The 15,333-nt window shown below is 50.6% G+C and carries 9 protein-coding genes and 7 pseudogenes; 10 read left to right on the top strand and 6 right to left on the bottom strand.

Annotation, left to right across the window (positions count from 1 at the left end; translation table 11 throughout):
- Position 1 precedes the first annotated feature (1 nt).
- Positions 2-712: a high-affinity branched-chain amino acid ABC transporter ATP-binding protein LivF gene (gene livF, locus LU633_RS23070; RefSeq protein WP_161796986.1), complete on the top strand. Its 711-nt coding sequence runs from the start codon at positions 2-4 to the stop codon at positions 710-712.
- A gap of 410 nt (positions 713-1,122) precedes the next feature.
- Positions 1,123-1,538, top strand: a pseudogene (locus tag LU633_RS26550) (IS110 family transposase); the annotation flags it as partial.
- Here LU633_RS26550 and LU633_RS23060 read toward each other — a convergent pair.
- Positions 1,457-2,298, bottom strand: a pseudogene (locus tag LU633_RS23060) (IS5 family transposase). The pseudogenes LU633_RS26550 and LU633_RS23060 overlap by 82 nt on opposite strands.
- A gap of 132 nt (positions 2,299-2,430) precedes the next feature.
- Between LU633_RS23060 and LU633_RS26545 the strand changes: the two are divergent.
- The 3 genes and pseudogenes from LU633_RS26545 to ugpQ all read left to right on the top strand — a co-directional run.
- A pseudogene (locus tag LU633_RS26545) lies at positions 2,431-2,850 on the top strand (transposase); the annotation flags it as partial.
- A 438-nt stretch (positions 2,851-3,288) separates the two neighbouring features.
- Positions 3,289-3,471 (top strand): sn-glycerol-3-phosphate ABC transporter ATP-binding protein, encoded by a 183-nt coding sequence (locus LU633_RS23050; RefSeq protein ID WP_152664216.1) that lies wholly within the window; start codon positions 3,289-3,291, stop codon positions 3,469-3,471.
- A pseudogene (gene ugpQ, locus LU633_RS23045) lies at positions 3,468-4,231 on the top strand (glycerophosphodiester phosphodiesterase). Before LU633_RS23050 ends, ugpQ begins: the two are co-directional and overlap by 4 nt.
- Positions 4,232-4,413: 182 nt before the next feature.
- Here ugpQ and LU633_RS23040 read toward each other — a convergent pair.
- A complete protein-coding gene (locus LU633_RS23040; RefSeq protein WP_040465767.1) occupies positions 4,414-4,716 on the bottom strand; it encodes a DUF2756 domain-containing protein in 303 nt (100 codons plus the stop codon).
- Positions 4,717-5,174: 458 nt separating this feature from the next.
- Between LU633_RS23040 and LU633_RS23035 the strand changes: the two genes are divergently transcribed.
- On the top strand, positions 5,175-5,591 hold the full coding sequence (locus LU633_RS23035) for a CesT family type III secretion system chaperone (protein WP_016192236.1): 417 nt from the start codon (positions 5,175-5,177) through the stop codon (positions 5,589-5,591).
- Complete coding sequence (locus tag LU633_RS23030) at positions 5,584-5,892, top strand: type III effector HopF2 (RefSeq protein ID WP_016192235.1); 309 nt, start codon at positions 5,584-5,586, stop codon at positions 5,890-5,892. Before LU633_RS23035 ends, LU633_RS23030 begins: the two co-directional genes overlap by 8 nt.
- Before the next feature lie 191 nt (positions 5,893-6,083).
- Here LU633_RS23030 and LU633_RS23025 read toward each other — a convergent pair.
- Positions 6,084-7,122, bottom strand: a pseudogene (locus LU633_RS23025) (helix-turn-helix domain-containing protein).
- Between the two features lie 78 nt (positions 7,123-7,200).
- A pseudogene (locus LU633_RS25855) lies at positions 7,201-8,340 on the bottom strand (IS256 family transposase).
- 1,013 nt (positions 8,341-9,353) lie between these two features.
- Between LU633_RS25855 and ggt the strand changes: the two are divergent.
- On the top strand, positions 9,354-11,048 hold the full coding sequence (ggt, locus tag LU633_RS23010) for a gamma-glutamyltransferase (RefSeq protein ID WP_046372095.1): 1,695 nt from the start codon (positions 9,354-9,356) through the stop codon (positions 11,046-11,048).
- 672 nt (positions 11,049-11,720) lie between these two features.
- Here ggt and LU633_RS23005 read toward each other — a convergent pair.
- Positions 11,721-12,418, bottom strand: a protein-coding gene (locus tag LU633_RS23005) for an IS1 family transposase (protein WP_233481959.1) whose coding sequence is annotated in 2 segments (ribosomal slippage) — positions 11,721-12,169 and positions 12,169-12,418 — 699 coding nt in all. Because the reading frame shifts where the segments join, the coding sequence is not laid out codon by codon here.
- A 118-nt stretch (positions 12,419-12,536) separates the two neighbouring features.
- On the opposite strand from LU633_RS23005, the gene LU633_RS23000 reads away from it, so the two are divergent.
- Positions 12,537-12,905 (top strand): hypothetical protein, encoded by a 369-nt coding sequence (locus tag LU633_RS23000; protein WP_200896936.1) that lies wholly within the window; start codon positions 12,537-12,539, stop codon positions 12,903-12,905.
- A gap of 122 nt (positions 12,906-13,027) precedes the next feature.
- Here LU633_RS23000 and tnpA read toward each other — a convergent pair whose 3' ends face one another.
- Entirely contained in the window at positions 13,028-13,444 is a 417-nt protein-coding gene (gene tnpA, locus LU633_RS22995; RefSeq protein ID WP_016192838.1) for an IS200/IS605 family transposase, read from the bottom strand.
- Between the two features lie 22 nt (positions 13,445-13,466).
- Here tnpA and LU633_RS22990 point away from each other — a divergent pair.
- Positions 13,467-14,675 (top strand): annotated as a pseudogene (locus tag LU633_RS22990) (RNA-guided endonuclease InsQ/TnpB family protein).
- Positions 14,676-15,333 lie beyond the last annotated feature (658 nt).

Below are 15,333 nucleotides of genomic sequence, written 5' to 3'. Positions count from 1 at the left end.
GATGAACACTATGCTTTCTCTACAAAACGTTAGCGCTCACTACGGTAAAATTCAGGCGCTGCACAACGTCAGTCTGCATATTAATCAGGGTGAAATTGTCACGCTGATCGGTGCTAACGGGGCAGGAAAAACTACCATCCTTGGGACACTGTGCGGTGAACCCCATGCTACGGAAGGCCGTATCTGCTTCGATAGTAAAGAGATCACCGACTGGCAGACGGCGCGCATTATGCGTGAAGCGATTGCTATCGTACCGGAAGGACGACGGGTATTTTCCCGCATGACGGTAGAAGAGAATCTGGCGATGGGCGGCTTCTTTGCCGATCGCCAGCAATACCAAAGCCGTATTAAACGCGCCTATGAGCTGTTCCCGCGTCTTTACGAACGTCGGGTGCAGCGTGCCGGAACTATGTCCGGCGGCGAGCAGCAGATGCTGGCGATTGGCCGGGCGTTGATGAGTCAGCCTCGCCTGTTGTTGCTGGATGAACCCTCGCTCGGACTGGCACCCATCATCATCCAGCAGATTTTCGACACCATTGAGCAGCTGCGACAGGAAGGCATGACCATATTCCTCGTTGAGCAGAATGCTAATCAGGCACTGAAACTCGCTGATCGTGGCTACGTGCTGGAAAACGGTCATGTGGTGTTGGAAGACAGTGGCGACGCGCTGCTGGCTAATGAAGCAGTGCGCAGCGCATATCTGGGGGGATAGACTTTTTGTACCCGGCACCAGTTTGCTGGCACCGGGCGGCAATCCTCCCCGGTGTGAAAACCAAATTCATATCCGTCATATCGTCCCTGCGGCACAGACAAAACGCAGGGCGATATTAAATCGAAAATAAATAAGTGGTGGCAACGACAAAGATTAAGCATTGTCGTCCGTATCCTGCCCCTATAGTGGTAAACATGCTTTCAGTGCTTATCGGGCAAACTCGACAGTATGGTCGCCTGGTGGACAGTCTCAATTTCAATGACGCCACTATCTGTTGAGCGTGTTTTAACAAAAAATAAGTAAACGAAGTGACACTATTGATCCCAACGAGTAAAAACCTGCCGTCGCCGGATTAACATCCACAGGAAGAAATGTTTGGCTAATGATAAATACATGCTTGTGACGAAGATATTAATCAGGAAGCCTGTGGCAGCGTCAATTACCGGGCACGGTAGTTCAGTCAATTCGGACATGAAGTTAAACAAATCAGTCCGCAGTATGTGGCTCCCTTCAGAATGGGAAGTAAAAATGATGCCATCGCTATCGTTGAAGCTGACAGCCGTCCAGGAATGCGTTATGTACCGAAAAAAGCGTTGAGCAGCAGGATATTCAGTGTCTGCACCGGGTTCGCCAGCGACTGACGAAAAATAGAACGTCCCTCATCAACCAGGTAAGAAGGCTGGGCCTGAAATACGGTATTGCCATCCCGGAAGGCGCACATAAAGTTATGAACTGTCTGCCTGATTATCTGGAAGATGCAGAAAATGAACTGACGACACTTAGAGCCTGTCTCAACAGGGCGTTATTCCATACGATAAGACCACAGGCAAAATGCAACAGGGTCCCGTCATTCTCAGACGTCTTTTCCCGTCGGGTCAGGGGGCGGCGAAACCGGTTCATCCGGCTGTGCCTCCTCCCGACGACCCGGCGACGGACCATGAAGTTCGTGGTTTTACTGGCATCTCATTCCTCTTTACGGGGCGGGATATCAGGCTTGTCACGACGGCTCAACTGCTCTGTTTTGCCCGAGCGCTTCGTCGCCTTTGCCCGGGCAGAGTCCGGGTTTTTGCACCTGACGCCCCGTCTGAAGAGCATCAGGTGTATCCGCAACCAGTCTGATATCATGGGTGTTCGCCGCTGCAACGACCCGTGAAAGAGGAAGCCCGCTGGCATCTGTCATCAGACTGCGCTTTACGCCCTGTTTCCCTCTGTCCGTGGGGTTGCGGCCAGTTTTTTTGTCCCTGACAGCGGTGATGTGGTCATGCAGCCATCTGTTGATAACCATGACCAGTCAGTGCCGTCCGGATGTTCGCAGGCAGGCCGTTCTGCCAGAAGCGTTCAAACACCCCGGCATCCCGCCCCTCCTGAAATCGTCGGTGGGCAGAGCCTGACGAGCAGCGCTCTGTGGCATTGAGGGCATTCCACTGGCAACCCGTTCTGAGTACAAAGAAAACAGCGTTCATTGCAGCGCGATTATCAACCCGCCGACGATGCGTACCCGGCGGATGCTGAGTTTTATGTTCCGGGATGGGAGGTGCCATTTTCTCCCAAAGTTGAACGCTGATTTGCCACTTGCTGCCCGCCATTCTTCGCCCTCAGAAATTGCCATTTTTTAGTATCTGGCAATCCCTTCTGGGATAGGTTTTAAGCCGCCATCTATTCCACGAGATGCTGCATGAACTGTGCAGAGCAGTCAGCAAAATCAGAATACCGTCAGGCTGCAAAGAATACCGGGTATCGGGCTACTGGGGTCATCAGCGCTGACCGTGTCGCTGGGTGACAGCAGTGATTTTCAAAATGGTCGACACTTTGCGAGTGACCTGGGCCTGCTCCCGAAGGAGCACCATAGCGGCGGAAAGGTCAAACTCATGGGAATCACGAAATGTGGGGACAGTTACCTGCGAGGGTTACTTATCCATGGTGCCCGTTCAGTGGTTTGTCGCGTTATAAACCTGCCTGATGAACGTTGTCGCGGCCTGCAACGCTGTCTGAAGGGAATAGTCATCCTAAGTGGCGTGAATAAAGCAGTTGTGGCCCTGACGAACAAAGATGCACGAATGGCATGGGTGTTAGTGAATCAGAAAACAGTGTATATACCGAAGCGATATACACTTTATCATCTAAAATTAAATGGTTGATGTACTGACAGGTAGAGCCAGCTCTCTGTGAGCCTGGCAAATAGCTGTGCTGTAACAAGCCATGGCGTTAATGGGGCCAGAGAGTACTGATGTTCATCAGGGCTCACGAAGCCGGATATATGTTTGTGGCTACATTGTCAGGAAAGTAGGCTTTATGCCTCCTTTTTTATCATTCAGAGTTATTGATATATGTAGATTTTAAATCATCAATGTCCACATTGTGACCACGCACAAAAAACAAACCCCCTGCAATTGCGCTTGTTTTCGGTTTACTGGACGGCGTGCTTAGCCATGACGGGACGCGGCTGACGCTGACGGATGATTTCGCCATGCCGTTACCGGTCATCAGGGCTGACTGGGCGGGCAGGACGTTGACCCTGGGGGGGCGCCCGGGAGCATATTAAGCTGTCCAGCCAACATACAGGCGGGTTGCCGCTGGTGGTGGAAACGCTGGAGCGGCCTGGTGCGGACAACCTGGCTCATGGCAGATGGAGCGACAATCGTATGGTGGTGCGCCTGCCGCATGTTGAATGCCCGGATCCGGGCGGGACCCTTTGGCTGCATCTGCCGACCGACGCGCGACACTTTTTCGATACGCAAAACGGGCAACGTCTTGAATGAATGAAAAAATCTGGCCATATCCTGCCATTGTCGCCCATCGTGGTGGTGGTAAGCTCGTCCCGAAAATACGCTGGCCGGTATCGATACCGGTGCAAAATTTGGGCATAAGATGGTGGAATTTGACGTCAAGCTGTCGCAGGATGGCGAGATCTTTCTGCTTCATGACGACACGCTGGGCAGAACCAGTAACGGCAGGGGTGTTGCCGGTGAGCAGCCGTGGGAAAAACTGTTGCAGCTGGATGTCGGCAGCTGGTACAGCGCCGATTTTGCCCATGAGCGTCTGCCGCTGCTTTCCCAGGTAGCCGAACGCTGTGCGCGCTATCAGATGATGGCGAATATTGAGATTAAGTCCTCTGACGGGCTGGAGGCGGAAACCGGCCACGCGCTGGCGCTGGCGGCCCGCCAGCTCTGGTATGGCCAAACGGCTCCGCTGCTTTCTTCCTTCTCTTTTACCGGGCTGGAGGCGGCGATGCAGGCTGCGCCTGAGCTGCCACGCGGGATGCTGCTGCATGAATGGCGCGACAACTGGCGCGAGATAACCGAAAAGCTGGCATGCGTCTCGGTTCACTTTAACCATAAAATCCTGAGCCGCAGACGGATTAACGAGGTGAAAGCCGCCGGGCTGCGGATGCTGGTATACACGGTCAATACGCCGGAACGCGCGTGTGAGCTGCTGGAGCGGGGGGTGGATGCAATCTGTACCGATCGCATCGATTTGCTGCCGCCTGAATTTGCAGCCGGACTAACTATGCGTTCCTGATTGTGTTTCACCTTGTATCAGGTGCTGCGCATGACTGGCATGGAATCGAGGTATACCAGAGTCCTGTATAAACGGGTTGATTTGTAACCCGTTTGGTCAGGTTGAGCGGTATTCGGAACCGTTATTTAGGGTATCGTCCTTCCGTGGACGGTGATGAAAAAGGGCGCATTGCCCCGCTTTGCTTATTGTGCGGTACTGTTTTGCTGCACCGGAGGCTGATTGCTGCTGCCCGGCTGCGATTTGATGACGCGCTGTGCGGCGCTGTCCCGCTGTTCCTGCAATTTACGTTGTAGATCCTGACTTTGGCGCTGTTGATCCTGCTGCAATTTAAGCTGCTGTTGTGATTGCGGGTTCAGCATATGCTGCTGTACCCGTTGGGTGCTGGGGTTATAAACCGGCTGGCCTGAGTCATTACTGTTATTCAGCATATTGGCGACGCCGCTTAACGGTGCCAGTGCGGCAAAAACAAGTAACCATTTCATCATCTGTTCTCCTTCTGCAGTTGAGACAGTTTATGCAAATCTCTGTGTGATAAATCTACCTGTTATCTGAATTTGCGGCGTGACGTATTCCTCGCATCGGTCTTTATTCATTTATACAAATGCAAATAAGAATCAGTGGCGGTCAAGTCGCAGAATAATACAGGCAGATTCATCGCTATCGCCGTTAATTAAATGGCGCTTAATTAAAAATTATCTCTGATAAAAAGGGCAGAAACAAACCGTTGCCAGCAGCGTGTGATTCGCCGAAGTTTGCATATTAACCAATTGTAATAAATCGTGATTTTCCCCGATGTTATTGAACCAGTAACGGGCGTTTTCTCTGCCCGTCGTTGGTGCGGATTTCGGTGTTGCTCGCCCGGTGAGCCATTGCGATATTTTTTACTGGAACCCACTCGCCAACAAAGACACCCACACTGAAGATAAAACTGGAGAGAGAGTCTATGAAAAACGCATTTGATCGCCTGATTGACGGTTTAGTTCAGGATTACGGCGTACCGCCGTTTAGTGAAAAAACGCATGATGACGAGGTGTATTGCTTCACCTTCGAAAACAATATTTCGATCAAAGTTTATCAGGACGATACCCGGTGGGTTTATTTCCTTGCTGAACTTGGCACCTGCCCTGATTTAAAAAAAGAGGCATTAACAGAATTACTTTCCCTCAATCAGTTCAGCGTCAGAAAACCTTTTCTGACGCTGGGAATCAATGAGGAAAATATCGGTGTCCTCCACACCAGAGTGCCATTAATCGAAGTTGATAATGTTGAAATGAGGAGGATTTTCGAAAATACAGTGAAAACAGCCAGCGGTATTAAAAAACAGTTTAACTTTCAGAATAAGGAATTAAGCAATGGGTAACGTATGCGGCTCTTCCGGATCTCATTATGTTTACAGTCCACAGTCGAGCCGCTATGGTTCGGGCAACTCAACGCCAGCACGCAATAGCTCTGCTCAGTCAACGCCAGTGCGGCATACGCCCTCGCATTCAAGGGCTTCAGGCAGCGGTGGTGGTGAAAGCCTGATCTCTTTTTACCAGCTTTCCCCCACGGAAAGGAAAAAGTTTCTTAAAGATCATGACGCAATGAAACGATTCAGACTGACTCCAGATACGCCGATTTACAGAACGATGCGCCTGACTACGTGGACGAAGATGGAATGATGGCGGGTAACCCTTATTCTGGCGCACTTATTTCATATGCACGAAGAATTGACTAGACCCTGTAAATAATTCTGTGTATCCGCCACCATATTAAAGGTGATCGCTCAGGCGGTCGCTGAACCCGATAATAAAGTGTACTAGCTCAGACCTGATCTGACAGTTACCGGTTATTTATACAGGTGTCTGTCAGATTACATCCGGTTCAGATCCTTTTCTGCCCAGACCCGTTTTCCATCAAGTAACGTGGCCACTGGCGTTCGCCCGCAGCACATTTTTCCCTGATGAGTTCGCTCATTATTGTCATGCCACAACCCGTTGTCCAGATCTGCCTGCAGGCTCTCCAGGTCCCCATATCACTTCTTGCGAAACGTAACCTGATAAAAATCCTGCAAAATCGTTTTATGGAAGCGCTCGCAGATGCCGTTCGTCTGCGGAGACATCGCCTTCGTTTTCGTATGGTCGATATCGTTGATGGCCAGATACAACTGGTAATCATGCTGCTCCACCTTACCACAGTACTCCGTTCCCCTGTCGGTCAGTCTTCTCAGCATCGGCAGTCCCTGAGCCTCACAGAACGGCAGTACGCGATCATTTAGCAGGCCGGCGGCGGTGTTCGGCGTTTTACTCGTATACCGCTTGCAGTGCGCCACTTTCGGGTACGTATCCACGAACGTCTGCAGGCAGATACGGCCCACACCGTTCAGATCGCCAGCACAGAAGGTGTCCTGCGACCCGGGATAGCCCGGGTGAGCGGTCTCGATTTTGCCGCTGGCCTCATCATCATGCGCCTTTTTCTCCAGCGCGGCGATTGGGGCACCGGTAAGCACGATGGCTTCTCTGGCGAGCTTTTCCTCTGGTGCCTTCAGGCGTTTACGGAAGTTCTCCAGGTCGTGTCGTTGCCAGATGGCGCGCACGCCGCTGCCGGAGGTAAACACGCTTTTTTACGCAGCTCATCACTGGTCCGGTGCTGCCCGGGGGCCGGGAACTCAACGGCATATTCAACAACCGCGCGTTCAGTGGCTTCGTCGGCGCGGTTCTTCAGGTTGGGAACCCGGCGGTTCTGGTTAACCAGCGCGTCAATGCCGCCTTCTTCGTCAGCTCCTGATAACGGTAGAAGGTGTCGCGTGACACGCCCGTGCTCTTGCAGTCTGTTGAGACGTTACCGGGTTATTCGGCGAGATTGAGCAGGCCGGCTTTGTGTTTGATGATGGGATTGTGAGTATGGAGCATGAGGGTGACCTCGCGTTTTGTATAAGGATTCGACACCCATATCAGAACCGGTAACCCCCAACCTTGCAGGGTCCGGTGTCAGATCAAGTCGCGACTAATACAAATAAAGCGACTCACCGCCAGCCGCCAGTTCTGAACCGGTATACTCCATTTTTTCGAAGCATCCCTGTTCGCCAGATAAATAACTTTTCGCACCGGGTCATCTGTCGGGAATACTTTTCGTTTCTTTATCGCCTGACGGATCACGCTGTGCAGCGATTCGATGGCATTGGTGGTGTAGAGGGCTTTGCGGATATCAGGCGGATAACCGAAGAACGTATTGAGGTTTTCCCGGGGCGCCCGCCAGCTTTTGCTGATTTTATCGTCCCGGACACCCGCGAACTTATCCAGCGCCGCTTCCTCTGTGGAAGCCTGATGCACCCTTTCAGCCCGCGGGTAACGGCTTTGTAATCCTTCCACGACATGTATTTCAGGCTGTTGCGCACCATATGGATGATGCACAGCTGGATATGGGCTGCGGACAGACGCGGTTGATGGCATCCGGGAAGCCCTTCAGGCCGCCCACGCAGGCAATCAGGCTGTCCTGAAGCCCACAGTTCTTAAGCTCCGTCAGCACACTGAGCCAGAACTTTGCCCCTTCGTTTTCTGCCAGCCAGATGTCCAACAGCTCTTTCTGGCCTGCCGTCTTAATACCCGGCACAAGGAAGACGGCCTTGTTAATCACACTGTCGCTGTGACGAGCTTTTACCACGATACAGTCAGGGTAAACAATGGATACAATGCATCCGGCGGACGATTCTGCCATGCAGTGACCTGCTCTTTAACCGCGTCGGTGACTTGTGATATCAGTGTGGGCGAGACGTCGGCGTCATACATTTCTTTGAAGGTGGCAACGATTTCCCGTGTGGTCATGCCTTTTGCGTAGAGGGATAAAATCTGGCTGTCCATCTGCGTAATGCGTGTCTGATTTTTCTTTATCAGTTGAGGTTAGAAAGTGCTTTCGCGGTCGCGTGGGGTCTGAATTTCAATCTCACCGTCATCACTGAGCAGGGTTTTGGAAGAGTAGCCATTGCGGGTATTGGAGCCTGCTTTGGGCGCATTCTTCTCGTGTCCGGTGTGGTCAGTCAGTTCAGCATTAAGGGCAGTTTCAACGGTGAGCCTGGTGAGCATACGGGAAAACGGGTTAAGTTCGGCTTCGGTTTTCAGTCCCTTAGCCAGTTAAGCCGCGAGGGCTTTGAGTTTCTTTTCGTCCATAATTTGCCTGTCTCCTTTAGCGGAGTGAAGATATCAAAAACAGGTAGGTACACAATTTAAATTACAGTCTCGAAAAGCGGGTAGCTTGCCAGGTTTCAACAACAACGCGAGATCTTCCATTCAGTTTATCCAACTGCCCCTGATATCTATAATCATGAGTAAAAGTGAGTAGTTTGCTACTATATAAAATTCATGACCTTATGCTCTAACCTGTTTATTTTAGTCTGTTCCATTGGGTGTTCGGTAGACCACTGGTTGTTATCCCTGCTCTTTCTGAATGGCCGTTACAGCTTATATCAGCGGAGGGAAAGAGATCGATCCGGCGCAATGACGCTGACATAAGCTGTATGGCATGTCTGCAAGATTTTGGCTGCTTCCCGCTTAAAATTCCGTTTCCCTGTTTTTACTTTTTCAATCGTGCTCACTTTCAGGGATATGCCGCACCAGTCGATAATTATCCTCTCATAATCCTCCCGCTCAGTCGTTGCAACCTTCCGGCTGTGCCTGTTCGTTAACGTTAGTTTGTCAGGACCCGGATATAACGCGCAGCCATTACACAAACTTATTATCCGCAGGCACTGTTGAGGCTGGCGTGACCGTCCTGTTGCACTGTAAGACATAATGACCTGTTCTTTTCTGATTACCGCGCTGTATTACGTCGTGCTCAACTGCCATTTGTCCTGTGGCTGTCCCTGTCTTTAAAGAAGATCGACCAGATTGCGGGTGGACAATTTCTCCTTGTTTTGCGTTATATGAATTTGTTCTGGCTGACATCTGTTTTCTTGTTTATATTTCATTCACGCTGATAAACATTAACTAAACGTAAATGACATGTTCGCAGCCTCTGGCGTAAAGGCTGCGGGTGCCGATTGCAATCATTTTCTGAGTGAACGACCAGTGCCTGTAATCAGTCAGATTCAGGGCATAACATGGAGGTTAAAATGACAGGGAAGATAGTACGAATTGCCACGCCATTGATGGCAGGATTGTTTTTCTGGCAGGCCGCGGGGGCAGCCCCTGTGCCTTACGGTCTGGGTGCTGATACCTTTCATCCGATGAAGGAGCCGCATGGAATGGTGGCATCGGTTGATGCCACCGCTACGCAGGTCGGTGTGGAGATTCTCAGGCAGGGGGGAAACGCAGTGGATGCTGCCGTTGCCGTGGGCTATGCACTGGCAGTCACCCATCCCCAGGCCGGGAACCTTGGTGGTGGTGGCTTTATGATGATACGTACTGCTTCCGGCCATACCACTTCGATTGATTTCCGCGAAATGGCGCCGACCCGTGCCAGCCGGGATATGTTTCTTGATGCGCAGGGTAACGCTGACAGCAAAAAGTCATTGACCTCGCACCTTGCATCCGGGGTGCCCGGAACGGTGGCAGGATTTGCGCTGGCGAATAAAGAATACGGCACCTTGCCGTTGAGCAGCCTGATTGCGCCCGCAATCAGGCTGGCAGACAAAGGCATTGTGGTGAATGAAGCGTTAGCCGACGATCTCAACGTTTATGGCAAAGAAGTGCTGTTCAACCATGCCAACAGCAAAGCCATTTTCTTCAAGCCGGACGGTACACCCTATGCACGCGGGGAAAAGCTGGTGCAGCATAATCTTGCGCGCAGTCTTGAACTGATTGCGAAGCAGGGACCGGATGCGTTTTACAAAGGTGCTATTGCGGATCAGATAGCCAAAGAGATGGCGGCTAACGGCGGGTTGATCGATAAGGCGGATATGGCTAATTATAGAGCCGTGGAGCGCGAGCCGGTCAGCGGCAGCTATCGCGGCTACGAAGTGTATTCCATGCCGCCACCGTCCTCCGGTGGTATTCATATCGTGCAGATCCTCAACATTGTAGAGAACTTCGATCTGGCAAAAATGGGCTTCGGCAGCGCCGATGCCATCCAGGTGGTGGCGGAAGCGGAAAAGTACGCCTATGCTGATCGTGCGCAATACTTGGGTGACCCGGACTTTGTCAAAGTACCTGTTCAGGCACTAACCAGCAAAGCCTATGCGAAATCCCTCGCGCAGCAGATTGATATCAACAAGGCGCGTCCTTCGGCTGAAATCAAACCTGGAAAGCTTGCGCCTTATGAAAGCAATCAGACCACCCATTTTTCGGTAGTGGATAAAGAAGGCAACGCGGTAGCGGTGACCTATACCCTGAATACTAACTTTGGCAGCGGTATTGTGGCGGGTAATAGCGGCATCCTGATGAACAATGAAATGGATGATTTCTCCGCGAAACCGGGTACGCCAAACGTCTATGGACTGGTGGGCGGCGAAGCGAATGCCGTCCACCCTTACAAACGCCCGCTTTCCTCCATGTCACCGATCATTGTTGCCAAAAACGGTAAAACCTGGTTGGTCACAGGCAGCCCGGGTGGCAGTCGGATTATTACCACCGTGCTGCAAATGGTGCTGAACAGCATTGATTATGGGATGAACATCGCTGAAGCAACCGCCGCACCCCGTTTCCATCATCAGTGGCTGCCAGACCAGCTTCGGGTAGAGAAAGGCTTTAGCCCGGACACGTTAAAGCTGCTGGAAGCAAAAGGTCAGCATGTGAAAGTCATGCCTGCGATGGGCAGTACGCAAAGTATTATGATTGGGCTGGATGGAATGCGCTATGGCGCTTCCGATCCCCGAACGATGGGTGGTTCAACCGCCGGTTACTAAACCTTTCTGATTGTCTGCGCTGTTGTTATCAATAGCGCAGGCTTTTGTCTGTGCGCGCCGATGACGATGACAGGATCGATTCTGACAGCGCAGACGGCATTCACTGGCGGCGTCTGACACCGTGACGCCCGCCATTTTTCGACCAGTCTTTCTGCACTACCACTTGCTTGCCATTAATCGTGTCTGTCCCTTGCCCGACAAAATTTGGTTAAAGCGCAGCGCTATTTATTACAGCTATTTAGTATGCCGTTCCGTTATGGTAATTTCTTTTAGCATAACCCCCTGCTGGCGTATAAAAATCTTTGTTTTCAGGTACGACAGCGCATCGCTTTGTAATATAAAGAACTATTTATTTCTCTTCCTGATGGAACTGAATGCGCAAATACCACCACTTATATAGTGGGATTGGCAGTGGAAGAGATGGTATCTCTCCTTTTTGTCAGGCGGTCGTGATCGGAATTCCCGTACTGCTTTGGACTTAAATATAAAGCTTTATAAAAGCAAATCGGGAGCTGAAAAAACGTATTTATTTACTGGCCGGGAGCGCAGATTCAATCCCTTATTAAAATGAAACGTAGAAGGGCTCGTCACGCCGGATACATTTCGCTTTACAACCATTCGCCAGACAAAGATTAAATAACAGGGTATTCAAATCTGGGTCGTGACGCAGATTTATTGATAATGATGAAGAGTAAGATACCAACCGATGATCTTATCATGCATTTCCTCTGACTTCGAAAAGCAAATTGTTCTGCGGGTCAGTCGTTTGATATGTGTGCGAAGATTAAGATTATGTCGTTCTGTCCGTTGGGTATATTTCTTGCTCACCACGTGGCTTGTTGCACTTAACAGAACTTTATAAACCGGCCAGGCATCTGTCATATAAAAGGCAATGTTAAATTTGCTTAACAGGGCCAGCAATCGTCGCAGGGTCGGGGCATTTCTCGGGCCGAAGACATGGGCCAGAGCACGTTTGCGGATACGGTCATAAGCATAGAACAACCACCGGGGATTGCTTTTACACCGCACGTAAGACCATTGTTCACCGGCTTCACAGCAGATAACAACCTCCGTTTCGGGGTCGATATTCTCAGCTACCTGCTTTGGGGAAATTTTTTTACGTGCCGCAGAACCGTATTGAGGCTGATACCGAGAACCCGTGCGGTATCGCGACATCCGTAACCATTCATGGCCATATTAACAATGGTCTGGTGTATGTCTGGTTTGGCACCGGAGTAGCTAAAGTTGAGCAGAAAGGTCTTTGAACAATGCTTGCAGATGTAACGTTGGGCACCGGATGCTGAATGTCCGTTACATCGTACAGCATGAGTTTCATTGCACTGAGGGCAGACGACATCAACTTTAGCCATATATTACATCCAAAGCGCAAAGCATACGTGATCAGCAAGTCTGCGTCACGACTCAATCAGCCTGCAATCAAACAAATTTACAAAACTTGAGAAACTACAACATGTAGATGTATTTAAAATGCAAAACCCGTTTTGGGATGTCGGGTACAAAAATGGGATTGCGCACGCAAAAAAAATGGCATTCTTCATAACGCCTGAGTGGCTGGATTCTGATTTCTGCAAACAGGAATTCCAGTGGCTTAGCGAAACAAAAAATAAAAATATACACTCTGCATTTTTGATTTTTAAAAATGTAGATTTAAAAAGTAACGACATGGAAAAAATTTTTAATTTTGCAGACATTAATAAATCACATGTCATGATGGCAAGCACACCTCCCGAATCGGGATTGAATAACGTAAAAATCGAAAATAGCGTTGACCTGAATTTCAAGAGGTTGTTAACTGACCGTGAGTCATGGGAACTAAATAATTTCCTAGCCGACTAAAAATGTACTAGCTCAGACCTGATCTGACAGTTACCGGTTATTTATACAGGTGTCTGTCAGATTACCCAGTGCGCCTTATATCCCCGTCCTTCAGGGCGGGGATATAAGGCGCGGTTTTCCGACTAACCTGGTGTTTGCTGCTGTTCGATGTATTGCCGGATGATCGAAATCGGCGCACCACCGCAACTACTTGCAAAGTAGCCCGGTGTCCACAGAACGCCTTTGTAGTAATAGCGTAGGGCGATATCTGGCCGGTCACGGCGAAGCAGCCTGCTGGATACGCCTTTAAGACTGTTGACCATATTCGATACTGCGAGCTTTGGCGGGTAGTTGATTAGCAAATGCACATGATCGCATTCTCCGTCCATCTCAACCAGTTCAACATCAAAATCAGCGCAGACGCTGGCAAAGTAGCTGCGTAGCTTTTCAATGGCATCCTGATCGAATATCTTTCGACGATATTTGGCTACAAACACCAGGTGAACGTGCATTAGGAAAACACAGTGTCTTCCACGGCGAATATCAGTTTCTTTTGTCATAGACCAAAGTATAATGATAGCCATTAAACGACTTCAAGCCTTCAAATTCCAGTCAAGACCAAATGGTCAGCAGGAGCGCGATATGCGGCGCTTCGCAGGGGCTTGTTGCTTCGTTTTTAACCGTGCACTGGATCTTCAAAATAAGAACCCTGAGTCAGGGGGAAAATTCATTCCCTACACAAAAATGACTTCATGGCTCATTGATTGGAAAGCATCCCCTGAAACACAATGGCTGAAAGCATCCCCCTCGCAGCCGTTGCGGCAGTCACTGAAAGAGCTGGAACGCGGCTACAAAAATTTCTTCCAGAAGCGTGCTGCATTTCCTCGTTTCAAAAAACGCGGTCAAAATGACGCATTCCGCTACCCGCAAGGCGTGAAGCTCGATAAAGCCAATAGTCGTATCTCGTTGCCCAGGTTAGGGTGGATTCGTTATCGCAACAGTCGTGAAGTCATTGGCGAAGTGAAAAACGTCACGGTCAGCCAGTCATGCGGTAAATGGTATGTCAGTATCCAGACGGAATACGAAGTGGCTTATCCGGTTCACAACGCAGAGTTGATGGTCGGACTCGATGCCGGAATAACGAAACTCGCCACGCTTTCTGATGGCACGATATATCAGCCCGTCAGCAGTTTTAAATCAGGTCAGCGTAAGCTGGTGATGCTCCAGCGCCAGTTAAGCCGCAAAGTTAAATTCAGTGCCAACGGGCAGAAACAAAAACAAAAAATCCGGCGTCACCACTTGCATGTTGCCAATATCCGGCGCGACTACCTTCACGAAGTCACCAGTGAAATCAGCAAAAACCACGCAATGATTGTTATTGAGGATTTGAAGGTCAGTAACATGTCGAAGTCGGCAAAAGGTACGGCAGAGCAACACGGTCGCAATGTCAAAGCCAAATCAGGTCTGAACCGTTCGATATTGGATCAGGGCTGGTATGAAATGCGTCGGCAGCTTGAGTACAAGTAACTCTGGCGCGGTGGTCAGGTTCTTGCGATACCTCCGGCCTATAGCAGCCAGCGTTGCGCCTGCTGCGGTCATACAGAGAAATCGAGCCGCCTGTCACAAAGTAAATTTGTGTGCCTTGAGTGCGGATATACCGAGAATGCGGATATCAACGGTGCTCGTAACATTTTAGCGGCAGGACATGCCGTGCTTGCCTGTGGAGGGATGGTGCAGTCAGACCGCCCGTTGAAGCAGGAACCCGCCGGGGTGATTCAGGCTCCGGTCTGAACGCTGTAGGAATCCCCGTCCTTCAGGGCGGGGAGGATGTCAAAACTTTAGCCATCCATGCACCAACGCCCCAACTGTGCCAAATAAAGCCCACGTTTGGATGGAACCGAATCCGTCCCAAAGGCCACACAATTCGAGCATTTTGATGAAAATTTGGTGGCTGCATCACTTCAGCGTCAGCGGTCGAAAACCTTTAAATAGACGCTGCGAAATAGCCAACCGTTCAGCAGGCCCGTCAAGAGTCTGGCTCGCCCAGTACACAGCTGCAGTGCGCCGAGACAGCACTGCAGCGCGAACGCGAAGCGGCCAAACGTCACCTTGACTGCACGCGCCACTGAGGTGGCCCTGTTGGGGGAGCGGAGCCTCGTTCAGGGACCTGCGACGGTATGAACATCCGGTGCACCAGATCGAATTGCGGCAGACCAATGAGGTCTTGACCGTCAGGAACTACGACCAGGTGCGATTCAATTGTGACAACGGCTGCAGTCGGATGGACTAAATTACAGGCATGAAAATCTCCAGCGTTAATCTAAACACATTGAGCACAAACCGGTCTTTCCCGGAGGAGGACCCGCTCAGGAATACCGGGGAGCAGCCTGCAGGCAGTACCGGCACCCGTTGCAATGAGCGGCAGCCGGCAAAACGCCGACGGGTGGAG

Source organism: Erwinia tracheiphila, assembly GCF_021365465.1.
Taxonomy (GTDB): Bacteria; Pseudomonadota; Gammaproteobacteria; order Enterobacterales; family Enterobacteriaceae; genus Erwinia; species Erwinia tracheiphila.
Note: the sequence above shows the minus strand (reverse complement) of the source record. Positions and strands in the feature narration are given on the sequence as shown.